The 24,776-nt window shown below is 38.2% G+C and carries 21 protein-coding genes, 1 tRNA gene and 3 rRNA genes; 9 read left to right on the top strand and 16 right to left on the bottom strand.

Going from position 1 to position 24,776, the window contains the following annotated elements:
• The first annotated feature begins 5 nt into the window (after nucleotides 1-5).
• Nucleotides 6-941, top strand: a complete 936-nt coding sequence (locus EL259_RS03730; RefSeq protein WP_126599131.1) for an alpha/beta fold hydrolase — start codon at nucleotides 6-8, stop codon at nucleotides 939-941.
• On the opposite strand, the gene crcB is transcribed toward EL259_RS03730, so the two are convergent.
• From crcB to EL259_RS03690, 8 genes are all read right to left on the bottom strand, one after another.
• Nucleotides 938-1,324, bottom strand: coding sequence for a fluoride efflux transporter CrcB (gene crcB / locus EL259_RS03725; protein ID WP_126600857.1), 387 nt, complete (start codon nucleotides 1,322-1,324; stop codon nucleotides 938-940). The two genes, EL259_RS03730 and crcB, sit on opposite strands and share 4 nt — an antisense overlap.
• 11 nt (nucleotides 1,325-1,335) lie before the next feature.
• Nucleotides 1,336-2,151 (bottom strand): Cof-type HAD-IIB family hydrolase, encoded by an 816-nt coding sequence (locus tag EL259_RS03720; RefSeq protein WP_126599129.1) that lies wholly within the window; start codon nucleotides 2,149-2,151, stop codon nucleotides 1,336-1,338.
• Between the two features lie 143 nt (nucleotides 2,152-2,294).
• Nucleotides 2,295-2,510, bottom strand: coding sequence for a 50S ribosomal protein L31 (gene rpmE / locus EL259_RS03715; protein WP_126599127.1), 216 nt, complete (start codon nucleotides 2,508-2,510; stop codon nucleotides 2,295-2,297).
• Between the two features lie 187 nt (nucleotides 2,511-2,697).
• The gene (locus EL259_RS03710) at nucleotides 2,698-4,272 is read right to left on the bottom strand and encodes a glycosyltransferase family 2 protein (protein ID WP_126599125.1); all 1,575 of its coding nucleotides are present in this window, start codon (nucleotides 4,270-4,272) and stop codon (nucleotides 2,698-2,700) included.
• 117 nt (nucleotides 4,273-4,389) lie between these two features.
• The gene (gene ruvX, locus EL259_RS03705; RefSeq protein WP_126599123.1) at nucleotides 4,390-4,815 is read right to left on the bottom strand and encodes a Holliday junction resolvase RuvX; all 426 of its coding nucleotides are present in this window, start codon (nucleotides 4,813-4,815) and stop codon (nucleotides 4,390-4,392) included.
• A complete protein-coding gene (locus tag EL259_RS03700) occupies nucleotides 4,815-5,372 on the bottom strand; it encodes a YqgE/AlgH family protein (RefSeq protein ID WP_126600855.1) in 558 nt (185 codons plus the stop codon). Before EL259_RS03700 ends, ruvX begins: the two co-directional genes overlap by 1 nt.
• Before the next feature lie 7 nt (nucleotides 5,373-5,379).
• Nucleotides 5,380-6,114 (bottom strand): 16S rRNA (uracil(1498)-N(3))-methyltransferase, encoded by a 735-nt coding sequence (gene rsmE / locus EL259_RS03695; RefSeq protein WP_126599121.1) that lies wholly within the window; start codon nucleotides 6,112-6,114, stop codon nucleotides 5,380-5,382.
• A gap of 170 nt (nucleotides 6,115-6,284) precedes the next feature.
• Complete coding sequence (locus tag EL259_RS03690) at nucleotides 6,285-6,497, bottom strand: TOBE domain-containing protein (RefSeq protein WP_126599119.1); 213 nt, start codon at nucleotides 6,495-6,497, stop codon at nucleotides 6,285-6,287.
• 333 nt (nucleotides 6,498-6,830) lie between these two features.
• Between EL259_RS03690 and cobB the strand changes: the two genes are divergently transcribed.
• The gene (cobB, locus tag EL259_RS03685) at nucleotides 6,831-7,535 is read left to right on the top strand and encodes a Sir2 family NAD+-dependent deacetylase (RefSeq protein WP_126599117.1); all 705 of its coding nucleotides are present in this window, start codon (nucleotides 6,831-6,833) and stop codon (nucleotides 7,533-7,535) included.
• Between the two features lie 81 nt (nucleotides 7,536-7,616).
• On the opposite strand, the gene EL259_RS03680 is transcribed toward cobB, so the two are convergent.
• The gene (locus EL259_RS03680; RefSeq protein ID WP_126599115.1) at nucleotides 7,617-8,783 is read right to left on the bottom strand and encodes an iron-containing alcohol dehydrogenase; all 1,167 of its coding nucleotides are present in this window, start codon (nucleotides 8,781-8,783) and stop codon (nucleotides 7,617-7,619) included.
• Between the two features lie 394 nt (nucleotides 8,784-9,177).
• Between EL259_RS03680 and EL259_RS03675 the strand changes: the two genes are divergently transcribed.
• Entirely contained in the window at nucleotides 9,178-9,654 is a 477-nt protein-coding gene (locus tag EL259_RS03675) for a hypothetical protein (protein ID WP_126599113.1), read from the top strand.
• 168 nt (nucleotides 9,655-9,822) lie between these two features.
• On the opposite strand, the gene EL259_RS03670 is transcribed toward EL259_RS03675, so the two are convergent.
• The 6 genes from EL259_RS03670 to pckA form a co-directional block, all read right to left on the bottom strand.
• Nucleotides 9,823-10,572, bottom strand: a complete 750-nt coding sequence (locus tag EL259_RS03670) for a DUF3944 domain-containing protein (RefSeq protein WP_126599111.1) — start codon at nucleotides 10,570-10,572, stop codon at nucleotides 9,823-9,825.
• 730 nt (nucleotides 10,573-11,302) lie between these two features.
• Nucleotides 11,303-11,418 (bottom strand): 5S ribosomal RNA (gene rrf, locus EL259_RS03665).
• Between the two features lie 146 nt (nucleotides 11,419-11,564).
• Nucleotides 11,565-14,465 (bottom strand): 23S ribosomal RNA (locus tag EL259_RS03660).
• A 168-nt stretch (nucleotides 14,466-14,633) separates the two neighbouring features.
• Nucleotides 14,634-14,709, bottom strand: a tRNA-Glu gene (locus EL259_RS03655).
• Between the two features lie 117 nt (nucleotides 14,710-14,826).
• Nucleotides 14,827-16,369 (bottom strand): 16S ribosomal RNA (locus EL259_RS03650).
• Together the 16S, 23S and 5S rRNA genes with 1 tRNA gene alongside form the textbook arrangement of a ribosomal RNA operon.
• A 499-nt stretch (nucleotides 16,370-16,868) precedes the next feature.
• A complete protein-coding gene (gene pckA, locus EL259_RS03645) occupies nucleotides 16,869-18,491 on the bottom strand; it encodes a phosphoenolpyruvate carboxykinase (ATP) (protein WP_126599109.1) in 1,623 nt (540 codons plus the stop codon).
• Between the two features lie 258 nt (nucleotides 18,492-18,749).
• Here pckA and EL259_RS03640 point away from each other — a divergent pair, with 258 nt between their 5' ends.
• Nucleotides 18,750-19,046 (top strand): YfcZ/YiiS family protein, encoded by a 297-nt coding sequence (locus EL259_RS03640; RefSeq protein ID WP_126599107.1) that lies wholly within the window; start codon nucleotides 18,750-18,752, stop codon nucleotides 19,044-19,046.
• Nucleotides 19,047-19,255: 209 nt separating this feature from the next.
• Nucleotides 19,256-19,930 (top strand): TfoX/Sxy family DNA transformation protein, encoded by a 675-nt coding sequence (locus EL259_RS03635; protein ID WP_126599105.1) that lies wholly within the window; start codon nucleotides 19,256-19,258, stop codon nucleotides 19,928-19,930.
• A 66-nt stretch (nucleotides 19,931-19,996) separates the two neighbouring features.
• On the opposite strand, the gene cysK is transcribed toward EL259_RS03635, so the two are convergent.
• Nucleotides 19,997-20,938 carry a cysteine synthase A gene (cysK, locus tag EL259_RS03630; RefSeq protein WP_126599103.1) on the bottom strand — a complete coding sequence of 314 codons (942 nt, stop codon included), beginning with the start codon at nucleotides 20,936-20,938 and terminating at the stop codon, nucleotides 19,997-19,999.
• A gap of 185 nt (nucleotides 20,939-21,123) precedes the next feature.
• Here cysK and zapB point away from each other — a divergent pair, with 185 nt between their 5' ends.
• The 4 genes from zapB (at nucleotide 21,124) to rsmG (ending at nucleotide 24,752) form a co-directional block, all read left to right on the top strand.
• A complete protein-coding gene (gene zapB, locus EL259_RS03625; protein ID WP_126599101.1) occupies nucleotides 21,124-21,321 on the top strand; it encodes a cell division protein ZapB in 198 nt (65 codons plus the stop codon).
• Nucleotides 21,322-21,376: 55 nt separating this feature from the next.
• A complete protein-coding gene (mioC, locus tag EL259_RS03620; protein ID WP_126599100.1) occupies nucleotides 21,377-21,823 on the top strand; it encodes an FMN-binding protein MioC in 447 nt (148 codons plus the stop codon).
• Nucleotides 21,824-22,223: 400 nt separating this feature from the next.
• Entirely contained in the window at nucleotides 22,224-24,113 is a 1,890-nt protein-coding gene (mnmG, locus tag EL259_RS03615) for a tRNA uridine-5-carboxymethylaminomethyl(34) synthesis enzyme MnmG (RefSeq protein ID WP_126599098.1), read from the top strand.
• A complete protein-coding gene (rsmG, locus tag EL259_RS03610; RefSeq protein WP_126599096.1) occupies nucleotides 24,114-24,752 on the top strand; it encodes a 16S rRNA (guanine(527)-N(7))-methyltransferase RsmG in 639 nt (212 codons plus the stop codon).
• The last annotated feature ends 24 nt before the right edge of the window (nucleotides 24,753-24,776 follow it).

The following is a 24,776-nucleotide window of genomic DNA, read 5'->3' as shown; positions in this document are numbered from 1 at the left end:
CAAATATGGAACAACAAAATACGTTTAACGATTTTGCAGAAAGCACTTTACATCCTTTTGCAGAACAATTTCCTATTCAATTTATTCAAGGCAAAAATAAATGCCATATTGCTTATCGCCATTTTAAGCACTCGCCATTATCATCTAAAGTTGTTGTTCTCGTTAATGGGCGTGCGGAAAATATTTTAAAATGGACCGAACCTGCATGGGAATTTTTCCAAAAAGGATATGATGTTTTAGTCGTTGATCATCGTGGTCAAGGCTGTTCGCAACGCCTACTTAAGAACCGCCACAAAGGATATGTAGATGAATTTCGTTTTTACGTAGATGATCTCAATATTGTGATGAAAAACTTTAAAAAAGAATTTCATTATGAACAAGAATTTATGGTTGGACATTCATTAGGTGCCCTTATCAGTGCTTTCTATTTAGCAAATTGTGACCATGACATTAAAAAGGCTGTATTTGTCGCTCCTTTCTTTGAAATGCCATCTAAATACCCTATTCGAGATGCATTCATGGTGAATTTAATGTTAATTCTAGGACAAGGTGATCGCTACATTTTTGGACAAACAAACTATGTGCCACGTGATCCTGAAAACAATGCATTAAGCCATTCTAAAGAGCGCATTGTATGGCAAAATACGTTAATGGATCGTTTCCCAGATCTCGCTTTAGGCGGTGTTACTTTCCGTTGGGTACATTTATGTTGGCAAGCCCACCATACATTACCTACGATCTTAGGTCGCATTGAAATTCCAGTAGAAGTTTTTGAGGCAGGGCAAGAGAAAGTAGTCGATAATACACACTTAGCACACTTTGTCGATCTCCTACCAAATGGAACCCTAAAAAAAATGCCTCAAGCGAAACATGAAATTCTTTTTGAAGAAGATACTATTCGCAATGAAGCATTTAATGAGATTTTTAAATTCTTTGCTTAGGCAACAAATGCTTTCCAGAGGTAGAACCCGATTGCGGTAAAACATAAACCGCCGATAAGGTGAAGTCCGATAATTTCAAGTCCCATTAACCATTTTTCTCCGTTTAAGTATTCAAATACTTCTGCGGAGAAAGATGAAAATGTTGTCAAACTTCCCAAGAAACCTGTTACAAGCAATAATTTCCACTGTGGTGAAATTTCAGGGAAATGAGCAAATACCGCCAATAACAAGCCGATAATAAAGCAACCTAAATAATTGGAAATCAATGTCCCAAATGCCAAAGTAGAAACCAGTGGATTTAATACCAAACTAATCAGATAACGTGAGCTTGCACCAAATGCTGCACCTAAACTCACAATCCCAATAGATTGTAATATATTCATAAATCCCATAATTATCCCTCTTTTTTAAAGATTTTTATTAAATGTGCTGCAACACCTTGTTCAGCGTTGCTTCCTATTTGTTCTAAATGCGGTAATTTCTGTACCAAACGAGGATCAGCGTTTTCCATAATGCATCCTGTTTTTACAAGAGATAACATTTCAACATCATTTAATCCGTCGCCAAATGCGATTGCGTTTTCCAATCTATGCTCAGGGAAAAGATGTTGAAGTGCCGAGGCTTTTGAAACACCCGCATTCATTACCTCTAAACAATGTGGAGCAGAATACGTCCATTTTACGGAATTCCCAAATAGTTTTTTTATTTTTTCTTCAATAGGTTTTAATGGTTCACCATCTCGTGCTAGGAAAAAGACCTTTTCAACATTCTCAAAACGATGTTGATGAAAATCGACAACTTGATAGCCAAAACCTGAATCTTGATGAAAAGTGGCAAGTTCAGGTACATCACGATCAATAAACCATCCATTGGCTTCATAAGTATTTGCACTGACCTCTTCTGGATTAAAGTCTAATGTTGTCAATTGTTTGGCTACCTCATTATCTAAAGTATTCAAATAAATATTCCCAGATTTCATGTTATCTATCCGAGCGCCATTAGAGGTAATCAGATAAAGATCATCAAGCCCAGCAGCAGTAAAAATGGCATGTACATCTAAGAAAGGTCGTCCCGTTGCAACAACAAATTGCACGCCACGTTGCGTCAAATCGGTAAGGGTATCTACGGTTAATTTTCCTAAATGATGATCTGGCATTAATAAAGTGCCATCTAAATCAGAAACGATTGTTGAATACGTAAAATTTGCCATAATGTACTTCTCTTTATTTAAAAACAATGGCTATGATACCAAGAGTTCGAGTACAAAAATAGCGTCTTTTTTCAGCATTTTATTATTTTTTGATACAAAAAAACCCCGCAAAATGCGAGGTTCTTTTTTATATCAAATGATAATTATTTTTTACCACTTAACATAGCGAAACGTTTGTTGAAACGTTCTACACGACCACCAGTGTCAACAACACGTTGTTTACCAGTGTAGAATGGGTGGCATTTGCCACAAACGTCTAAGTTTAAATCTTTACCCACAGTTGAGCGAGTTTTGATTACGTTACCGCAAGAACAAGTTGCAGTAATTTCTTTATATTCTGGATGAATACCTTGTTTCATAGAAAACCTCTTAAGAAGCCACTCCGCTCTCTAAAACCGAATTTAGCACCGAGTGTAGTTAATATTATGCCGTTAGGCGATTTTTAAAAGAGGTCAAATTATACCGAAACCGCAATTTCTTGCAAGTAAATGATCCCACCAACGACAAATTTCTTTAAAAAGATCACGCCAGATTTTTCAGAAAAATTTATGCGTTTTCGTCTTGAAATTGATTCAATCCGTCTTCACACCAATTCAATTTTTCTTTAGTCGCACGTTTTAAAAGTGCCTCATTTTCAGGTAACGCCTCACGCTCTGCCTCTGGATGCCATAAATGATAGCCAATACCACCAAATTTTAAATTGGCACGTTTGCCACCCGCATTAAAGAAACGTGCGACAAATTCACTATCTTCACGTCCCCAGCCTTCAAACTCATTATTAAAACCATTGATTTCCATCACATCTTCACGGAAAAATCCCATATTGGCACCACGAATCCCTTTATGCCAGTGTGATTTTTCACGTTTCAATAATAAGTTACGCAAGAACGGAATATGAATGGCTTGCAAACGTTTTTCAATACGACTTTCTAATCCATTACTGAAACAAGATAGTGAAACTTTCTGTGCCGTAGATTCCAATAATTTCGCAGTTTTATCATCATTTAAAAGAATGCGCCCACCTTGAATAAAGGTTTTATGCTTCGCCGCTTTTTTGTGATCAGCAATAAAATGTTTATCTAAAACCATGTCACCATCAATCATGATGATATATTCCATACGACTTTTTGACATAGCTAAATTACGAGAACGGGCTAAACGGAATCCCTTATTTTCTTGCCAAGAATGAATGAGTGGAACTGGGAATTTCGCTTGATATTCTTTAATTAAGTCTGCGGTTTCTTGGTTTGAACCATCATCTGCGATAATCACTTCATTCGGCAACATCGTTTGGTTTAATACACTATTTAACACTAGACGTAGTGCATCTGGTCGATTATAAGTCGTGATAATAAGGCTTGTTGTGATGGAATCATTTGCCTCATACAATTTAACGTATTTATAATAAGCTCCTGTTCCATTCCCCATAGAGATGACAAAACCATCGGCACCATCCATAAAGCCACGGCGGAAAACATAACTTTTGATAAAAGCACTTAACCCATGTCCAATCGCACTACCAATACTTGCTCGTTTGCGACCACGTTGTTGTTCGGCAAATAAAGTCGTATATTTTTGCATTTTATTAATAAGACCCGCAGCGCCTTCAAACGAGTAATGATTAAAACTTCCATTTAAACGGATAAGTTTTACATTTTTTGGAATATCAAGACTCTCATGGACTTGTTTATCATTGAAATGGACTTCATTACGATTATATAGACGTTTTACATAGTCTGGATACCAACCACAGGTTTTAATCGGTTTACCTCGATAGTGATTGATACGTGAGATCGCATATGCTTTGTGGACTTGTTCTAGATCTAATTGACGAATTTCTTCTACCAGTTCAGGATTAAAAATTTCATCGCAATCTACATTTAAAATCCAATCATGCTTCGCCTTCTCCGCCATATCATTTTTCATTGGTCCAAAGCCAAAGAAGTCCGCTTTATACAATGTCACATTCGGAAAACTTTCCGCAATGGCAATACTATTATCACTTGATCCATTATCTAAAATGACAATTTCATCAAAGTCCTGCAATGCCTGTAAGCATTGATTTAAATAACGTTCGCCATCTTTTACCATCATTGTGACTGAAATGGGTATTTTTTTCATAAGTTTTCCTTACTAACGAGATAAATTTTCCAACAAGAAAGACAAGCTTTGGAACGGCGGCTTGCTTAAAACGTTGTCGCAAATAACGGGGGTTAATTGTTCTTTGTATAAGGTAGTTTAATCAAATTCTGGATTTTCAACAAACCAACTTTCTAAAATAAGGCAAGCGGAAATCCCATCTACCTTTCCTTTATCTAACGCTCGATATCCACCTCGCTCAAAAATTTCGGCACGGGCATCGCAAGTAGTTAGACGTTCATCTTGTAAAATCACTTCTACACCAAAGCGACCATGTAAACGTTGGGCAAATTTTTTAGCACGCAAGGTGAGATCTTGTTCTGTACCATCCATATTCAAAGGCAAACCAACAATGACTACACGAGGTTGCCAATTTTTTAAACATTGTTCAATCGCTTGCCAATTAGGAATGCCATCTTTTGCTTTAAATGCGGGTAAAGACTGCGCTGTTCCTGTAATACTTTGCCCCACCGCACATCCAATACTTCGTGTACCAAAATCAAATGCTAAAGCCGTAAATCCCATTAACATGCTCCCTTATATTGGACTAAATTTTCCATTTTAATCCCAAGCGATTCAGCTGCCTTTGACCAACGCTCCGTATAAGGCACATCGAACAATATTTCATCGCTTGCTTTTGCCACCAACCAATCATTATCTGCGATTTCTTTTTCTAATTGTTTTGGTGCCCAGCTCGCACACCCCAACGCAATAAGATATTTTTGTGGCGCTTTTTCAGTACCAACGGCCTCCAAAACATCAATCGAAGTAGATAAGATGAGATTATCATCAATTGTGTAACTATGATTAAACGAACCTTGCGTTTTTTTATGTAGAATAAAGCCATTTTCTAAATGCGTTGGTCCACCAGCAAGCACACTTTGTTTTATAAAAAATCGTGGTTCTGCCATCATAAAATTTACTTTACTGCAAACTTCTGCCACGCTGATATCAGAGGGCTTATTAATAATAATTCCCATCGATCCCTGTTCATTATGTTCACACATATAAATCACACTTTGCTTAAACAAAGGATCATCTAATTGTGGCATTGCGATTAAAAAATGATTTTTAAGTTGCATCATAAAATTACGCTAAATCTCCAAAACAAATTTGTAATGCGGTAATTGCAGCAAGAGCGGCGGTTTCTGTTCTTAATACACGCTTTCCTAATTGAATTTCAGTAAATCCTTGTTCAACGGTTTTAGCAATTTCTGTTGCAGATAATCCACCTTCACTGCCAATCAACAAGCGAACTGGTCGTTCGCCAAAGTCAGGTAGCGTCTTAACAGAATATTTTGCTCGTGGATGCAAGTTAAGTTTTAACGCCTCGGGTTCTTCTTGACACCACTCTTCTAATTTCATCATCGGGCGAATTTCTGGTATCACATTACGTCCGCATTGTTCGCAGGCAGCAATCGCTATTTTCTGCCATTGCTGAATTTTTTTCGCCATACGGGTTTCATCTAATTTCACACCACAACGTTCAGACCAAAGTGGAGTAATCGTTTTTACCCCTAATTCAACAGATTTCTGAATCGTAAACTCCATCCGATCACCACGTGACATAACTTGCCCAAGATGTAAATTTAATGCGCTTTCTTTATCATCTAACTGAGCAGACAGAATCTCAACTTCAACCGCTTTTTTGGTCACCGTTTTAATGCGAGCATCAAATGTCCAGTTTGAGCCATCAAATAAAGTTAATAAATCGCCTTCTTGCATACGTAATACACGAGCGACATGATTCATCGCATCATCGCTCAAAAAACAAGTTACAACGCCCTGTAAAGATTCAGGATGGTAAATTCTTGGTATTCTCATAATAATTAAAAATAAGTATGATTAAATATCCGTATTATAACAGAAAGGCTTGAGGGGTCATGTCAGAATTTGACAAAATATAACGTGAGAACGGTAGATAAGAAAGGATAATAAGAAAAAATGATTACAGTGCTAACCTACTTACACTGTAACCACTTACAAAATGCAGATTATTCGTCAATACCAATCATTACATTTGATGCTTTGATTGCTGCATAAGCTTCTTTACCAACAGCAAGACCCAAATTATCACATGCTGCTTTAGTAATGATAGAAACAAGTTCTACGCCTTCTGCAGTTTTGATGGTTACTTCTACATTTACTGCACCTTCAGTGATTTGAGTTACAGTTCCCTTAATTAAATTACGAGTTGAAAATTTCATAATGTCTCCAAATATAATCAATAGTGATCGGCGAATATTATAACGTTTTTTTTACACTACGCTATATATATTTGTGTAAATAAGTGCATTATTTAACCTATTGATAGATAATAAAATAAACTCACATTATTTCGCTATATACAAAATAAATATTGTTAAAAAAGTGTTAATATAAGCTAATACAAAAATATTATCGTAAAATATTTGCTTATTTTTATATTTATCCTTTTTATTAAAGATAAGAGTTTGCATTTATTTATAGATATCTATAATTAAAAACTAAGCAATGTAACTGTTTTGTTTTATATAAAAAAATACAGAAATGAGGAAAACATGAAAGTCGTTATCTTAACAGGCGCTGGAATTTCTGCTGAATCAGGTTTACGCACTTTCCGTGCAGAAGATGGATTATGGGAAGATTATTCTATTGATGAAATTGCCACGCCAGAAGGCTATCAACGTAATCCACGGTTAGTCCAGGATTTTTACAATCAACGCCGCAAAGCACTCTTTGATCCTAAAATTAATCCTAATGCTGCCCACTTTGCATTAGCAGAGCTTGAACAACAACTTGGTGATAATTTTCTACTGATTACGCAGAATGTCGATAACTTACATGAACGAGCAGGCTCGAAAAATATCATCCACATGCATGGTAGCTTACTTGAGGCGAAGTGCCCATTAACAGAAAAAGTATATCCTTGGACGGGCGATCTTAGTGCAAGTGATAAATGCCATTGTTGTGAGATCCGCCAACCACTACGCCCTAATATTGTCTGGTTTGGCGAGATGCCTTATGAAATGGATCGTATTTATGATGCCCTTGCAGATTGCGATTATTTTATTTCAATTGGTACCTCAGGTAATGTTTATCCCGCTGCTGGTTTTGTCAAAGAAGCAAATCGTGCGCATGCTCAAACTATCGAGCTCAATCTCGAACCCAGTAACGTAGAAAATGCTTTCCAAATAAAACGTTATGGTTTGGCCACAAAAATCGTCCCAGAATTTATTCACCAACTTATGCAAAATAATCTTTAAGTACATAAAAAAAGCCACTTCCAAACTAGGAAGTGGCTTGTTGCACTAAGAGAAATGAGGATTATATATGCTTAAAATTTACTAGAAATCAACTTCAGTATTGTAATATGCCGCTTTGAAAAGGGCTGTCATTTCAGCGTTGTTGATTTCACGCGGGTTAGTACTTGTACAAGGATCAAGTACCGCCGCCGCAGCAATTTCGTCCACTTTATTTAGGAAGAGTTCTTCAGAAAGTCCGTAATCTTTGAAACTCGCTGCCATGTTCATATTTACTTGAAGATTGCGAATCGCAGCAACTAAAGCATCAATTAATGCTTGGTCTGTTTCGCCTTCTAAATGTAAACGTTTCGCAATGTCTACATATTTTTCTGGTGCTGTTTTTGCATTAAAACGTGTCGCATGTGGCAGGCAGATTGAATTAATCATACCGTGCGGAATATCAAATACTTTACCAGATTTATGTGCCATTGAGTGAACAATGCCTAAAATTGCATTCGAAAATGCCATACCTGCAAGGTTTTGTGCAATATGCATCGCTTTACGTGCTTCCATGTCCCCACGATAAGACGCAACCAGATTTTCCATAATCATTTCGATTGCTTTTATCGCTAACGCATCGGTAAATGGTGTCGCTACGTTAGAGGTGTAAGCTTCAATTGCATGAGTTAGGGCATCCATCCCTGTATTTGCAACTAAACCTTTCGGTAAGGTTTCTACCAAAGTAGTATCAACGATCGCTACATCTGGAGTGATGTTGAAGTCAGCGATTGGGTATTTGATACCTGTTTTTTCATCTGTAATTACTGAGAATGAAGTTACTTCAGTTGCGGTACCACTCGTCGTTGTAATCGCAATGAAGTGCGCTTTATTACGCAGTTTTGGTAGAGAAAATGGTTTTGCAGCTTCTTCAAAGCTTAATTCTGGATGTTCATAGAAAATCCACATTGCTTTTGCCGCATCAATTGGCGAACCACCGCCAACCCCAACGATTAAGTCAGGTTTAAATTCATTCATTTTCGCTAAACCGTTGCGAACCATTTCTACTGAAGGATCATGGTCAACTTCGTTGAAAGTAGTGCTTTCAACACCAGCTTGGCGTAAATAATCTTGAAGACGTGCGATAGTACCATCTTCTTCTAAACGAGTACCGTCATAAACGATGAATGCACGTTTTGCATCAACTTGCGCTAAATACTCAACGGCGTTATCGCCAAAATAAACATCACGTGGAATTGTGAATCTATTCATAGTATGTTTACTCCCATAAACTTTTTAAACTTTGAAATCTTTTAACTTTTAAACTTTTAAATCTTTGAATTATTTGAAAACTTGTTTCGTTCTGATGGCACGTACTATACTCCCCCCTACTATACTCTGCAAGAAGGCACTTTTTCGTAATACACGCACCTTTCGGTGTGATTTATGGTAGAAAGCCGATTTAGAAGTGAAAAAAATTTTAAATTTTTTATATTCACGCTATAAATAAGATGAAGTATTTGATAATAATTGAATTTTTATTGATATAGATCGTTAACCTAATAGTGAATTTTCACCATTCTTATAAAAATTTTTTTATAATTTACATGAGATAAAATGATTATCTCATCTTTTATTTTTAAGCAGTTATAAAAGGATAATTATTATGATAAAAAATATCGCAAAAACCGCATTATTAGGAGGCATTCTTACACTTTCTGGTTGCGCTTCGATCGTAAGCAAAAGTGATTACCCAACAACCATTGACAGTGATCCTAGTGGCGTGAATGTTACGATATTTAGTGGAAATCAAACAATTTATAGAGGTGTCACTCCAGCACATCTTGTTTTAAAATCTGGAGATGGTTATTTCAAAAAAGCACACTATAAAGTTATTTTTTCAGGAAAAGGCTTCCCAACACAATCTTTTAATATTACCCCGACCATTGATGGCTGGTACTTCGGTAATTTAGGATTTGGCGGTGTAATCGGCTTCTTAATCGTTGATCCAATTACAGGTGCAATGTACAAATTAAACGATACCTATCGTTTTACACTAGATAAACACCCTAAAGGCGTGAAAGTATATTTATTAAAAGATGTCCCTCATGCTTGGAAAAAACATCTAGAGCCAATTAAATAAAATTTTAGAATAGATAAAATTTTAAAGCCATCTATCAGATGGCTTTATTCGATTATTGTCATCGGACCCGAAAAATGACGCCAAGTTTTTCGTAAAAATTTATTGGCATAAATGTCGTAAAAGGAAGATCAACCAATTAAAAAGCCACTTAACGATTAAGTGGCTTTTTTACTCTAAATCTGCTAATACATCTTCATTTAAATAAGTTTGTCGCAATAAAGCAACCATAAGCACACTCGGAATGGTAACTCGATAGGCTGGTCCTGCAATATCAACCGCTGTCCATATTCCTGTGATTCCCCAGCCAATAGGACCTGTTAAAATGGAAATAGCACGCATAAGCGTAGCATTAGCGACTAGTGTTAAGCCTTTACCAAATAATGCTTTCCAAACTGCATTTACGATAATCAACGTCCCTTTGTAAGCACCAAATTTTCCCATGTTAAATAACTTCAAAAATGTAGCGGTTAAAATAGAGGCATCTACATGTCCAAAATCCTGAATACCAATAGATTTCGCTAATTCTTCCTGTTCTGGATGAGACATCTCTTCCAATGCTTTTTCTAATAAACTCATGAGTAAACTTTGCTCAATAATGACAGTCTCAGCATTTTTATTATACTTCACCTTCATTTTGTCGCAGACATCACACAAAATTTCGTTATAAAGAATACCTTGCTTACGCAACATATTAAAAAATGTATTCCCTCCAAATAACTGAAGTTCCTCTGCAATACGTTGCCAATATTGAGCATAGTTATTCTGATGTTGATGATATTCCTTAGAGTCGGTTAATTCTTCTGTGCGCCGTCTCTGATTATCTTTGGGGTCATAAACTAAAAGATCAAAAAGTTTTCCCAAATTTTCATTAGATAATTCGCCTAAAAAAGCGAGATCCGCATCATGCCGATAAGCCATTTTTTACCTTCTATTTAACGTTATTAAAATCTAGCGAATTGTACAAAAAAAAACAACGCGACAATTTATTATGCTTTTTTCATGATCTAAGTCATTAATAATAAAATTTACGGAAAATCGGGGCGTGATAGTTACTTTGATGATAAAAGGGGGGGAAATCTGTATAGAGGCGCTATTAATAATAAAAATTAGGATAAAAAGATAGGATGGGAAGAATAGAAGATAGCAATACGAGGACTAAGAGGGTTTGATTACGTCTGTTATCTTAGCGGGCTTATGCCTCGCATAGCACTGGCTTTTCTTACTCTTGGTTTTATTGGCATTATTATTAAATTTCTGTAAGCGTATCCTGTCTTTAAACATGCGATTCTAAAAGGATAAGCGCTACAGTAGTGTTAAAACGTAAAACTTATGAACTAGTCCTCCCCATGCAAAAACAAAAGCACGCCCCGTTTTTCGTAAAAATTTATGTGATTTAAAGCAGTTATATAAAGTACATAAAATTTATGGGAAAGCGGAACGTGATAGGTAATTCGGTGATAGAAGGAGAGTGAATCTATCTTTATTATTATAAAGGAATGGGCGATGAGGTTAGATATGATAAAAGGAAAGAATAAAGAGGAATTGCTTTTCTTAGCCTACTCTTTTTCTCTTAGCCTAGTCTTTCTTAAGTTTTCTTAATTTTCAGGCATAAAAAAACCTCTTGATTGCTCAAGAGGTTGGTGTTGGGACCTGGCGGTGTCCTACTCTCGCATGGAGGGACTCCACACTACCATCGGCGTTACAGCGTTTCACTTCTGAGTTCGGCATGGGGTCAGGTGGGACCACTGCACTTTCGCCGCCAGGATTATTCTTTATAATCTGTCTTTTCGTCGTTCTTTACTTAACGTTTATTTGCGTTTTACTTTCTCTTCGCTTCGTTAAGTCTTTAAAATCTTCACTGAAAACCGACTTTCTTTCAAATCTTTTCTCTAAAAATATTTGAGTGTTGTATGGTTAAGCCTCTCGGGCAATTAGTATCTGTTAGCTCAACGCCTCACAGCGCTTACACATCAGACCTATCAACGTCTTAGTCTCAAACAACCCTTACCGACTTTAAGTCGGGGAGAACTCATCTCTTGGCAAGTTTCGTGCTTAGATGCTTTCAGCACTTATCTCTTCCGCATGTAGCTACCCAGCAATGCCTCTGGCGAGACAACTGGAACACCAGTGATGCGTCCACTCCGGTCCTCTCGTACTAGGAGCAGCCCCAATCAATTCTCCAACGCCCACGGCAGATAGGGACCGAACTGTCTCACGACGTTCTAAACCCAGCTCGCGTACCACTTTAAATGGCGAACAGCCATACCCTTGGGACCTACTTCAGCCCCAGGATGTGATGAGCCGACATCGAGGTGCCAAACACCGCCGTCGATATGAACTCTTGGGCGGTATCAGCCTGTTATCCCCGGAGTACCTTTTATCCGTTGAGCGATGGCCCTTCCATGCAGAACCACCGGATCACTATGACCTACTTTCGTACCTGCTCGACTTGTCTGTCTCGCAGTTAAGCTTGCTTATACCATTGCACTAACCTCACGATGTCCGACCGTGATTAGCAAACCTTCGTGCTCCTCCGTTACTCTTTGGGAGGAGACCGCCCCAGTCAAACTACCCACCAGACACTGTCCGAGTACCCGTTTCAGGTACGTCGTTAGAACATCAAACGTTAAAGGGTGGTATTTCAACAACGACTCCACAAGAACTGGCGTTCTCGCTTCATAGTCTCCCACCTATCCTACACATTAAAATTCAAGGTTCAGTGTCAAGCTATAGTAAAGGTTCACGGGGTCTTTCCGTCTAGCCGCGGGTACACCGCATCTTCACGGCGATTTCAATTTCACTGAGTCTCGGGTGGAGACAGCCTGGCCATCATTATGCCATTCGTGCAGGTCGGAACTTACCCGACAAGGAATTTCGCTACCTTAGGACCGTTATAGTTACGGCCGCCGTTTACTGGGGCTTCGATCAGGAGCTTCGCTTGCGCTAACCCCATCAATTAACCTTCCAGCACCGGGCAGGCATCACACCCTATACGTCCACTTTCGTGTTTGCAGAGTGCTGTGTTTTTAATAAACAGTTGCAGCCAGCTGGTATCTTCGACCGGATTCGCCTTCGTCCGCGAGGGACTACAACTACCACCGGCGCACCTTCTCCCGAAGTTACGGTGCTATTTTGCCTAGTTCCTTCACCCGAGTTCTCTCAAGCGCCTGAGTATTCTCTACCTGATCACCTGTGTCGGTTTACAGTACGATTTATAATAACCTGAAGCTTAGTGGCTTTTCCTGGAAGTGTGGTATCAGTTACTTCACAACCGTAGTTGCTCGTCATCACTTCTCGGCGTTAAGAATATCCGGATTTGCCTAGATATTCCGCCTACCGGCTTAAACCATCTAATCCAAAAGATGGCTAACCTAACCTACTCCGTCCCCACATCGCAGTTATTACAAGTACGGGAATATTAACCCGTTTCCCATCGACTACGCTTTTCAGCCTTGCCTTAGGGGTCGACTCACCCTGCCCCGATTAACGTTGGACAGGAAACCTTGATCTTCCGGCGAACGAGTTTTTCACTCGTTTTATCGTTACTTATGTCAGCATTCGCACTTCTGATACGTCCAGCATACTTCTCAGTACACCTTCATCCGCTTACAGAACGCTCCCCTACCCAACAGACTTACGTCTGATGCCGCAGCTTCGGTGCTATATTTGAGCCCCGTTACATCTTCCGCGCAGGCCGACTCGACTAGTGAGCTATTACGCTTTCTTTAAATGATGGCTGCTTCTAAGCCAACATCCTAGCTGTCTAAGCCTTCCCACTTCGTTTCCCACTTAATATAGACTTTGGGACCTTAGCTGGCGGTCTGGGTTGTTTCCCTCTCCACGACGAACGTTAGCACCCGCCGTGTGTCTCCTGAGTATCACTCTTTGGTATTCGGAGTTTGCATCGGGTTGGTAAGCCGGGATGGCCCCCTAGCCGAAACAGTGCTCTACCCCCAAAGGTGTCCGCTCAAGGCTCTACCTAAATAGATTTCGGGGAGAACCAGCTATCTCCCGGTTTGATTGGCCTTTCACCCCCAGCCACAGGTCATCCGCTAATTTTTCAACATTAGTCGGTTCGGTCCTCCAGTTAGTGTTACCCAACCTTCAACCTGCCCATGGCTAGATCACCGGGTTTCGGGTCTATATCTTGCAACTAGTCGCCCAGTTAAGACTCGGTTTCCCTACGGCTCCCTTATTCAGTTAACCTCGCTACAAAATATAAGTCGCTGACCCATTATACAAAAGGTACGCAGTCACCACACGAAGTGGCTCCCACTGCTTGTACGTACAGGGTTTCAGGTTCTATTTCACTCCCCTCACAGGGGTTCTTTTCGCCTTTCCTTCACAGTACTGGTTCACTATCGGTCAATCAGGAGTATTTAGCCTTGGAGGATGGTCCCCCCATCTTCAGACAAGATAACACGTGTCCCGCCCTACTTATCGTAAGCTCAGTACCACAAAAGCGTTTTAAGATACGGGACTATCACCCTCTATGATTGAGCTTCCCAGCTCATTCTCCTAACGCTTTTGCTATCACTTACAGGCTCTTCCGCTTTCGCTCGCCGCTACTAACAGAATCTCGGTTGATTTCTTTTCCTCGGGGTACTTAGATGTTTCAGTTCTCCCGGTTTGCTTCTCTTTCCTATATATTCAAAAAGAGATGATAGATTCTTCATCTATCGGGTTTCCCCATTCGGATATCTCGGGTTATAACGGCTCTTATCGCCTTACCCAAGCTTTTCGCAGATTAGCACGTCCTTCATCGCCTCTGATTGCCAAGGCATCCGCCCTGTACGCTTAGTCACTTAACCATACAACCTCAAATATTTTCATATTAAGATTGCGATTAACAACTCGACTTATGCTGCCTTTTTCAGCATAAGATTTTTAACTACTCAGACTTTACTTGAAAGTCTCTTTAGTTTTCAGCTTGATTTTAAATTTTTAAAGAACAATTAAGACAATAAAATATCTTTAAATGGCGTCCCCAAGGGGATTCGAACCCCTGTTACCGCCGTGAAAGGGCGATGTCCTAGGCCTCTAGACGATGGGGACAACATTTAAAGATACTTTTAAAACTTTAATACGACATCGTATCTTTAAAGTCTTGTCTTTTGTTGTTTACAACTACTAAAACAATCTGTGTGAGCACTCACTGTCGCTTCATTTTGGTAAGGAGGTGATCCAACCGCAGGTTCCCCTACGGTTACCTTGTTACGACTTCACCCCAGTCATGAATCATACCGTGGTAAACGCCCTCCCGAAGGTTAAGCTATCTACTTCTGGTACAACCCACTCCCATGGTGTGACGGGCGGTGTGTACAAGGCCCGGGAACGTATTCACCGCGACATTCTGATTCGCGATTACTAGCGATTCCGACTTCATGGAGTCGAGTTGCAGACTCCAATCCGGACTTAGACGTACTTTCTGAGATTCGCTCACCCTCGCAGGCTCGCTGCCCTCTGTATACGCCATTGTAGCACGTGTGTAGCCCTACTCGTAAGGGCCATGATGACTTGACGTCATCCCCACCTTCCTCCAGTTTATCACTGGCAGTCTCCTTTGAGTTCCCGGCCAAACCGCTGGCAACAAAGGATAAGGGTTGCGCTCGTTGCGGGACTTAACCCAACATTTCACAACACGAGCTGACGACAGCCATGCAGCACCTGTCTCATGGTTCCCGAAGGCACCCTCGTATCTCTACAAGGTTCCATGGATGTCAAGAGTAGGTAAGGTTCTTCGCGTTGCATCGAATTAAACCACATGCTCCACCGCTTGTGCGGGCCCCCGTCAATTCATTTGAGTTTTAACCTTGCGGCCGTACTCCCCAGGCGGTCGATTTATCACGTTAGCTACGGGCACCAGACCTAAAGCCCAATCCCCAAATCGACATCGTTTACAGCGTGGACTACCAGGGTATCTAATCCTGTTTGCTCCCCACGCTTTCGCACATGAGCGTCAGTATATTCCCAAGGGGCTGCCTTCGCCTTCGGTATTCCTCCACATCTCTACGCATTTCACCGCTACACGTGGAATTCTACCCCTCCCTAAAATACTCTAGCGACCCAGTATGAAATGCAATTCCTAGGTTAAGCCCAGGGCTTTCACACCTCACTTAAGTCACCGCCTGCGTGCCCTTTACGCCCAGTTATTCCGATTAACGCTCGCACCCTCCGTATTACCGCGGCTGCTGGCACGGAGTTAGCCGGTGCTTCTTCTGTGGCTAACGTCAAGTCAACGTGCTATTAACACGCCAACCTTCCTCACCACCGAAAGAACTTTACAACCCGAAGGCCTTCTTCATTCACGCGGCATGGCTGCATCAGGCTTGCGCCCATTGTGCAATATTCCCCACTGCTGCCTCCCGTAGGAGTCTGGGCCGTGTCTCAGTCCCAGTGTGGCTGGTCATCCTCTCAGACCAGCTAGAGATCGCTGACTTGGTGAGCCATTACCTCACCAACTATCTAATCCCACTTGGGCTCACTTCATGGCATGTGGCCTTGCGGTCCCACACATTTAATCTCTCGATATTACGCGGTATTAGCTACAGTTTCCCGTAGTTATCCCCCTCCATGAAACAGATTCCCAAGCATTACTCACCCGTCCGCCACTCGTCAGCAAAGAAAGCAAGCTTTCTTCCTGTTACCGTTCGACTTGCATGTGTTAAGCCTGCCGCCAGCGTTCAATCTGAGCCATGATCAAACTCTTCAATTCAAAGCTTGATTCGCTCAATAAGCTGACAAAAAGTCTTTCATTTAAAATGAATTTCTAGTTTGACACTCATTAAGACTTAGTTAAATTATTTAAACAAAGTCAATCAACAAGTGCCCACACAGATTGTCTAGTTAGTTGTTAAAGAACAAAAAACAACGACGCGAGAAGTAAATTTTTGTTAACAACGTCGCGTCGTTGTGTGGGGCGTATTATAGATATTTTCCGATGTAGCGCAAGTACTTTTTTCAAAAAAATTATAAAAAACTTATCGCTTGACTATTTTTTAAACTAAAAAGCATTTTTTTGTACATGTTTTGTGAATAAAAGAATAAAAAAACAGCAGTTTTATAAAGTTTTCCACAAGAAAATAATTCTTAGATAGCTAAATATTGGATAACTTTTGCACTACTTTTAGAAATTTCTGTTAGTGGTCGTTAATAAATATAAAAAGGGTAACTCACGTTACCCTTTTAAATTTACCTTTAAGCTACTTTAGTAGTTATTTATCTAAATGTGGACCTGCGGCAATAAGTGATTTACCTTCCGCATTAGTCGCATATTTTTTGAAGTTATTGATAAATAATGCTGCTAATTTTTCTGCTTTTGTTTTCCACTCTGCTTTATCGGCATATGTATTACGAGGATCTAAGATATGAGTATCTACACCTGGTAATGCTGTTGGAATAGCAAGATTGAAAATTGGTAATTCAGTCATCTGTGCTTTATCAATAGAACCATCTAATATAGCATCAATGATACCACGAGTATCTTTAATAGAAATTCGTTTACCTGTACCGTTCCAACCTGTATTCACAAGGTAAGCTTCGGCGCCTGCATCTTTCATGCGTTTCACTAAAACTTCTGCATATTGTGTTGGATGTAAACTAAGGAAAGCTTCACCAAAACATGCTGAGAAAGTCGGAGTAGGTTCAGTAATACCACGTTCTGTACCTGCCAATTTTGCGGTAAAACCAGAAAGGAAATAATATTTTGTTTGTTCTGGCGTTAATTTTGCTACTGGCGGTAATACTCCAAATGCATCGGCAGTTAAGAAAATAACTTTCTTCGCAGGACCTGCTTTTGATACTGGTTTTACGATATTCTCAATATGATAAATAGGATAAGAAACACGTGTATTCTCAGTTTTTGAGGCATCATCAAAATCAACTGTACCATCGTCTAGGACTACAACGTTTTCTAGAAGTGCATTACGTTTAATCGCACCGTAGATATCAGGTTCATTTTCGGCAGAGAGGTTGATTGTTTTTGCATAACAACCACCTTCGAAGTTAAATACCCCATTATCATCCCAACCATGTTCATCATCACCAATAAGTTGACGTTTTGGATCTGTTGATAATGTCGTTTTACCTGTACCAGATAAACCAAAGAAGATAGCTGTATCACCATCTTTACCTACGTTTGCAGAGCAGTGCATTGCTGCGATGCCTTGTAGTGGAAGGAAGTAGTTCATCATTGAGAACATCCCTTTTTTCATTTCACCGCCGTACCAAGTACCACCGATTAATTGAATACGTTCTGTTAAATTAAAGGCGACGAAGTTTTCAGAATGTAATCCTTGTTCCTTCCAATTTGGATTAGTGGTTTTGGCACCATTCATCACGATAAAATCAGGTTTGAAGTCAATAAGTTCTTCTTTAGTTGGACGGATAAACATATTTGTCACAAAATGTGCTTGCCATGCAACTTCAGTAATGAAACGTACTTTCAATCGTGTATTTTCATTCGCGCCACAAAAACCATCGACAACGTACAATACTTTATCTGATAATTCAGTCGTAACGATTTTTTTCAATTCATTCCAAACTTGCTGAGACATTTTTTTATTATCGTTTTTCGCAGCGTCACTCGTCCACCATACGGTATCACGGGTAATATCATCTTCAACGATATATTTATCTTTTGGCGAACGTCCTGTAAATACGCCTGTATCAACAGCAACTGCACCTGTTTTAGTCACTACGCCTTTTTCAAAACCTTCTAACCCAGGCTTAGTTTCATCCTGAAAAAGCTTTTCATAGCTTGGATTGTAAATAACTTCTTTTACATCATGAATCCCAAGTTTTTGTAGGTCTTGTTTAAGTACATTTAAGTCAGTCATAGTCAACCTCTTATCGTATTAAATATTAAAAATTTGGATGCTTTTCATTCTAATAAAATTAAAATAAAAGACAAAAAAAAATCGGTAAAAAATCGTTTTTTTCTAAAATTTAGTTAATTAATTTAATCAACTTATAACATTGACTATTGATCTCAAAAACAATCCATTAACATTCTATTCTCTAAAAAAATCCTATTTTGTGAATACAATTAATCTTGATAGAATACTGGCAATAATTGCTCAATTTAGGGGAAACATATGACCGAAAAAAATTTAAGCTGTCGTGCCCAAGAAGTTGCCGCTTGTTGCTGTGTAGATGTTGGGACAGTAATTGATAATTCTGACTTAAACGTACAGATTGAAAAAAAATTTGCTACGCTAAAAGATGCTCAAGAAATGCTAGCGCGTTTAAAAGAAAAAGCTAAAGAATCTGCTTTTTCTGGATTTGAGGTAGTTGATGAAATTGAATCTATTAATGATGAATTTTTACTAAAAGCTACCTTTACTTTTGAATGCCAAGCGGAATCTATGATTTTTCAATTAGCAATGCGTTAATTAAACATCATAAAATTTTTCGAAAAAGTGGGCGTAATTCAAAATCGTCCGCTTTTATTTTTTATTTTTCCTATCTAACTCCCATTTTTTTAAAATTTTTTTGCGATCTAGCTCGCAACTTTTGAAATATTTTTCCGAAAGCCCCTCTTTATACTATAAAATAGGTATCTCTTTATACAATTTACTTGAAACAACTCTTAGAGGTGGAAATGTATCGGTATACCGACAATCTAAATATCTTAAAACAACGTTTATCTAATCTTGTAGGCGAAGTGACTACAAAAAATCTTTTCAGCGGTTTTGGATTTTTTAAAAATAAGCTGATGTTTGGCTTATTTTTAAATGATGTATTATACCTCAAAGCAAAAGATGAAGTAGCGAGTTATATTGTGGATGAGCTTGGTGGTGCTTCCTGTTTGGCAAAAACAAATGAAACACACCTTAGCTTAAGTCATTATTATCGCTTACCGATAGATACTATGCGTGATGATGAACAACTTAAAAATGTTGTCTTAATGTGTATTCAGCAAGCTACGCAACATCATCTCGATGCGCAAATCTTAAAAAAAAATCGTATTAAAGAACTTTCCAATTTAAGTATAAAACATGAAAGATTACTCGCAAAAATTGAAGTCTATGATGTGAAATCATTTAAAGAGCGAGGAGCGGTAAATTGTTTCGTGGCCTTAAAAAAAGCAGAAATTCCCGTTAGTTTAACAATTTATTGGGAATTAGTTGGAGCTTTAGCCTCAAGACATCCTTATGTATTACCTAAACAAGTTCGGATTCAAGCACTTATTGATCTCAATGAAGCACTCGAAAAAGAAAATTTGAAACCTATCAAATCACTTTTACTTGAAGAGTACTATAAAAATAAGCAGTAATTTATCCCATGTGATATAAAAGAAGCCGTTTTAAGACGGCTTCTTTTTTTATTTTATGTATGATTTCTAGCGATAAGGATCAAATAATACTGTACTTAAATAACGTTCTGCTGAAGACGGTAGAATCGCAACAATATTTTTATCTTTAAAATACGGATCCTGAGCTAACTTATTTGCAGCAAAGACAGCAGCCCCTGATGAAATCCCTGCGAGAATACCTTCTTTTTTCATAAGATCTCTTGCTGTTGCAAGCGCTTCTTCACTTGTTACGCAGATCACACGATCAATTAAAGAAAGATCCAAATTTTTTGGAATAAAACCTGCCCCTATTCCTTGGATCTTATGAGGGGCTGGATTAAGATCTTTGCCTGCTAGCTTCTGCGTAATCACTGGTGATTCACTCGGTTCTACCGCAACCACGATTACATCTTTTTTAAGATCTTTTTTCATATAAGTCGCAATTCCTGTCAAGGTGCCTCCTGTACCGACACCTGCGACGATCACATCGATCTTCCCATCTGTATCTTTAATAATTTCAGGGCCTGTTGTACGGCGATGAATATCAGGATTTGCTGGATTTTCAAATTGATTCAACATAACATAGTGCGAAGGATCTGTTTCATAAATTTCCTTTGCTTTTTGCATAGCACCCTTCATTCCCAAAGATGCCTCAGTTAAGATAAGATTAACACCAAGTCCTTTAAGAAGTAACTTTCGTTCTTCACTCATATTTTCTGGCATTACAATTGTTAACGCATACCCTCTTGCAGCCGTAGCATACGCTAATGCAACACCTGTGTTACCACTCGTAGCTTCTAAAACTTCTTTTCCTTTGACTAAAATACCATCTTTTTCTGCTTGCCAAATCATATTCGCTCCAACGCGACATTTTACGCTAAAACTTGGATTGCGTGATTCGACTTTTGCCAGAATATTATTCTGACCAAAATGTTGTAAACGAATGAGTGGGGTTTTTCCTATACTTTCAGTATTATCTGAATAGATCATACGATCTCCTTTTTAGTTTTAAAAATAGATCACTTTTTTAGGTAGTTAAAGGATCCTTCCTTTGTTGTATTTTTTTCCTATTTTTTAAAAACTTCAAAAAGTGAAGTATAAAAGGTTACAAAAAGTTACAAAAATAGAGTAAAATAACCACTATATTTATCCATAACCATAGATAAGGAAATAAAATGTCTTTTGAAATTTTAGATCAACTTGAAGGTAAAATTAAAGAAGCTGTTGAAACTATCCAATTACTTCAATTAGAAATTGAAGAGTTAAAAGGAAAAAATCAACAATTATCACAAGAAAATGAAAGTCTTAAATCTGAGCATAACGACTTCCAAGATCGCTTAAGAGCATTACTTGGTCGAATTGATAATGTTTAATAAATCAAAAGCTTAGTCGATAAAACTAAGCTTTTTTATTTTTTAAGGAAACGCTATGACAAAAAAACTTTGTATCATTTCTGGTAGTACACTAGGAAATGCCGAAGAAGTTGCCGAAGCTTTATATGAAATATTAGAAAATGAAGACATTGAATTAGATATCTTCCACGGTCCTAATTTAAATGAAGTAAAAGACTATTCCCATTGGTTAATCGTGACATCTACCTATGGTGCTGGTGAAATTCCAGACAATTTACTCCCGTTATTTCAAGATATTATTGATAAAAATTTAGATCTTTCTAAATTAAAATTTGGTGTCGTTGGTCTTGGCGATAGCAATTACGATACCTACTGCCATGCCGTAGATAAAGCAACCCAAATTCTTAAAGATCATTTTGCAACAGAACTTGCATCACCAATAAAAATAGACGTGACCACGACAATGGATCCTGAATCAGTTGCTGAAGAATGGTTACCTTCTTTCCTATCAAATTACTTATAAAGTAATTAAGATCTTTCATTATTTAAGCACTTCATCTGTGGATAACTCTTATTTTCTTACCGTAAAAGTGCTTAATTCTTCTTGAATAAGTCTAGTTTTATTACATGCCTGTGTATATCTTCCCATTTTACGAACAAGCTATCCTCTCATTTCAATAAAAGATCTTCACAAGTTAAAATGTTGATAAGATCTTAAAAATAAAAAGTTTTTCTTACTTATCCACAGAGATCTATCTCCCTAATAATAAAAATAATAAAGATCTTATAAAAAGATCTTATTTATATGATCCAAAAGATCAAAAGGATCTATTTTTAGATCTTTGATCTTATATTTCATGATTGGTATTCATTTCTAATTGAGTTAAAATATCCTGTTATTTTTTTCTTATATGAAGGAATTTATGTTTTATACAGATACTTATGACGTCATTGTTATTGGTGGCGGTCATGCAGGAACTGAGGCAGCACTTGCTCCAGCGAGAATGGGGTTAAAAACATTACTGCTTACTCATAATATTGATACTCTCGGTCAAATGTCATGCAATCCAGCAATAGGTGGGATCGGTAAAGGACATTTAGTTAAGGAAATTGATGCTATGGGCGGTCTCATGGCAACTGCAACAGATAAAGCGGGTATTCAATTTAGAACACTTAACAGTAGTAAGGGACCTGCTGTTCGTGCAACACGAGCTCAAGCAGATAAAGCACTTTATCGTCAAACAGTTAGGATGGTGTTGGAAAAACAAGAAAATCTTGATATTTTCCAACAGGAAGTGACGGATATTATTATTGAAAATGGTCAAGCAGTTGGTGTTGAAACAAAAATGGGATTGAAATTTAGATCCCGATCTGTCGTTTTAACAGCAGGGACCTTTTTAGGCGGTAAGATCCATATAGGTTTGGAAAATTATGCCGGTGGTCGTTTAGGTGATCCTGCGTCAATTGCTCTTGCGGATAAATTAAGATCCTACGATCTTCGTGTGGCACGCTTAAAAACAGGGACGCCACCACGTCTTGATGCAAGAACAATTGATTTCTCACAATTGGCACAACAACCAGGAGATCCAATTCCACCTGTATTTTCATTTATGGGATCAGCGGATCAACATCCTCGTCAGATCGCATGTTTTATTACGCATACGAATGAAAAGACGCATGAAGTGATCCGTAATAATTTGGATCGTAGTCCGATGTTTGCTGGAATTATTGAAGGGGTTGGTCCTCGTTATTGTCCATCAATAGAAGATAAAGTAGTACGCTTTGCTGATCGTAATGCGCACCAAATTTATCTCGAGCCAGAAGGCTTGACGACAAATGAGATTTATCCAAATGGAATTTCGACTAGTTTGCCATTTGATGTACAAATGCAAATCGTGCATTCAATGAAAGGTTTAGAAAATGTCCGTATTGTTCGACCTGGCTATGCGATCGAGTATGATTATTTTGATCCTAGAGATCTTAAACCTACTTTAGAAACTAAAGCGATCCGTGGTTTATTCTTTGCAGGTCAAATTAATGGTACAACAGGATACGAAGAAGCTGCTGCTCAAGGTTTATTAGCTGGGATAAATGCAGGACGATTTGTTCAAGATAAAGAACAATGGTATCCACGTCGTGATCAAGCGTATTTAGGTGTATTGGTTGATGATTTAAGTACATTAGGTACAAAAGAACCATATCGTTTATTCACATCACGCGCCGAATATCGATTAATTTTACGCGAAGATAATGCTGATGCTCGTTTAACACCAATTGCACATGAATTTGGTCTAATTGATGATGCTCGCTGGGCTGCATTTAATAAAAAAATGGAAGCTATTGAAGTAGAAAAACAACGTTTGCGTGAAACGTGGATTCATTTACGTTCAGAACATCTTGCATCCATTAATGAAATGTTAAATACACCATTGTCTCGTGAGGCAAGTGGTGAAGACTTATTGCGTCGCCCAGAAATGACTTATGAAAAATTGACTCAACATGAATTCTTTGCTCCAGCAGTAGAAGATAAAGCTGTTGCGGATCAAGTTGAAATTATGGTTAAGTATCAGGGCTATATTGAGCATCAGCAAGAAGAAATTGAACGCCAAAAACGTCACGAAAATACAGAAATTCCAGCATCTTTCGATTATAGTCAAGTTTCTGGTTTATCTAATGAAGTACGTTTAAAACTAGAACAACATCGTCCAGTATCTATTGGGCAAGCTAGTCGGATTTCAGGAGTAACACCTGCGGCGATTTCTATCTTGTTGGTGAATTTGAAAAAACAAGGTATGTTAAAACGTGGAGAATAGATGACAGGATTAGAAGAAAAATTATTGCAAAAATTAGAGCAATTACTTCCACAATGTCCATATGAGCTTACGAGTATCCAAAAAGAGAAACTCGTAAAGCTTATTGGTTTACTCAATAAATGGAATAAGGCATATAATTTAACAGCAATTCGTGATCCTGAAGAAATGTTAATTAAACATATTTTGGATAGCTTAGCTGTTGGACCTTATTTAAAAGGTAATCGTTTTATTGATGTGGGAACAGGTCCTGGACTTCCTGGCTTACCTCTTGCAATAATGTATCCAGAAAAAGAATTTTTTTTATTAGATAGTCTTGGTAAACGGATTCAATTTATTCGAAATGCAATTCGTGAATTAGAACTAAAAAATGTTACACCTATTCTTAGTAGAGTAGAGGAGTATATTCCAGAAGAAAAATTTGATGGCGTTTTGAGCCGAGCGTTTGCATCTTTAAGCGATATGACTAAGTGGTGTGCTCATTTACCAAATTTAGAAGGTAGATATTATGCATTAAAAGGGCAATGCCATGAGAGTGAATTACAAGAAATTTCAGAGCAATTTTTAATTGAAGAAAAGATTTGCTTAGATATTCCTCAATTACTGGGTGATCGTCATCTCATTTTAGTAAAAAATCGTTAGTCTATTAAATCGAAAACGTTTATA

It is taken from the genome of Actinobacillus delphinicola, assembly GCF_900638385.1.
Taxonomy (GTDB): Bacteria; Pseudomonadota; Gammaproteobacteria; order Enterobacterales; family Pasteurellaceae; genus Actinobacillus_C; species Actinobacillus_C delphinicola.
This window is presented reverse-complemented; position numbering and strand designations above follow the sequence as displayed.

Bases quoted from the DNA above. Each gene is read 5' to 3' on its own strand.
- mioC (WP_126599100.1), top strand. From the start codon at position 21,377: ATGACAAAAAAACTTTGTATCATTTCTGGTAGTACACTAGGAAATGCC.
- rpmE (WP_126599127.1), bottom strand. From the start codon at position 2,510: ATGAAACAAGGTATTCATCCAGAATATAAAGAAATTACTGCAACTTGT.
- EL259_RS03635 (WP_126599105.1), top strand. From the start codon at position 19,256: ATGTATCGGTATACCGACAATCTAAATATCTTAAAACAACGTTTATCT.
- EL259_RS03670 (WP_126599111.1), bottom strand. From the start codon at position 10,572: ATGGCTTATCGGCATGATGCGGATCTCGCTTTTTTAGGCGAATTATCT.
- EL259_RS03730 (WP_126599131.1), top strand. From the start codon at position 6: ATGGAACAACAAAATACGTTTAACGATTTTGCAGAAAGCACTTTACAT.
- EL259_RS03680 (WP_126599115.1), bottom strand. From the start codon at position 8,783: ATGAATAGATTCACAATTCCACGTGATGTTTATTTTGGCGATAACGCC.
- EL259_RS03675 (WP_126599113.1), top strand. From the start codon at position 9,178: ATGATAAAAAATATCGCAAAAACCGCATTATTAGGAGGCATTCTTACA.
- EL259_RS03700 (WP_126600855.1), bottom strand. From the start codon at position 5,372: ATGCAACTTAAAAATCATTTTTTAATCGCAATGCCACAATTAGATGAT.
- rsmE (WP_126599121.1), bottom strand. From the start codon at position 6,114: ATGAGAATACCAAGAATTTACCATCCTGAATCTTTACAGGGCGTTGTA.
- EL259_RS03720 (WP_126599129.1), bottom strand. From the start codon at position 2,151: ATGGCAAATTTTACGTATTCAACAATCGTTTCTGATTTAGATGGCACT.
- pckA (WP_126599109.1), bottom strand. From the start codon at position 18,491: ATGACTGACTTAAATGTACTTAAACAAGACCTACAAAAACTTGGGATT.
- EL259_RS03710 (WP_126599125.1), bottom strand. From the start codon at position 4,272: ATGAAAAAAATACCCATTTCAGTCACAATGATGGTAAAAGATGGCGAA.
- crcB (WP_126600857.1), bottom strand. From the start codon at position 1,324: ATGAATATATTACAATCTATTGGGATTGTGAGTTTAGGTGCAGCATTT.
- cobB (WP_126599117.1), top strand. From the start codon at position 6,831: ATGAAAGTCGTTATCTTAACAGGCGCTGGAATTTCTGCTGAATCAGGT.
- EL259_RS03690 (WP_126599119.1), bottom strand. From the start codon at position 6,497: ATGAAATTTTCAACTCGTAATTTAATTAAGGGAACTGTAACTCAAATC.
- EL259_RS03640 (WP_126599107.1), top strand. From the start codon at position 18,750: ATGACCGAAAAAAATTTAAGCTGTCGTGCCCAAGAAGTTGCCGCTTGT.
- ruvX (WP_126599123.1), bottom strand. From the start codon at position 4,815: ATGGGATTTACGGCTTTAGCATTTGATTTTGGTACACGAAGTATTGGA.
- rsmG (WP_126599096.1), top strand. From the start codon at position 24,114: ATGACAGGATTAGAAGAAAAATTATTGCAAAAATTAGAGCAATTACTT.
- cysK (WP_126599103.1), bottom strand. From the start codon at position 20,938: ATGATCTATTCAGATAATACTGAAAGTATAGGAAAAACCCCACTCATT.
- mnmG (WP_126599098.1), top strand. From the start codon at position 22,224: ATGTTTTATACAGATACTTATGACGTCATTGTTATTGGTGGCGGTCAT.
- zapB (WP_126599101.1), top strand. From the start codon at position 21,124: ATGTCTTTTGAAATTTTAGATCAACTTGAAGGTAAAATTAAAGAAGCT.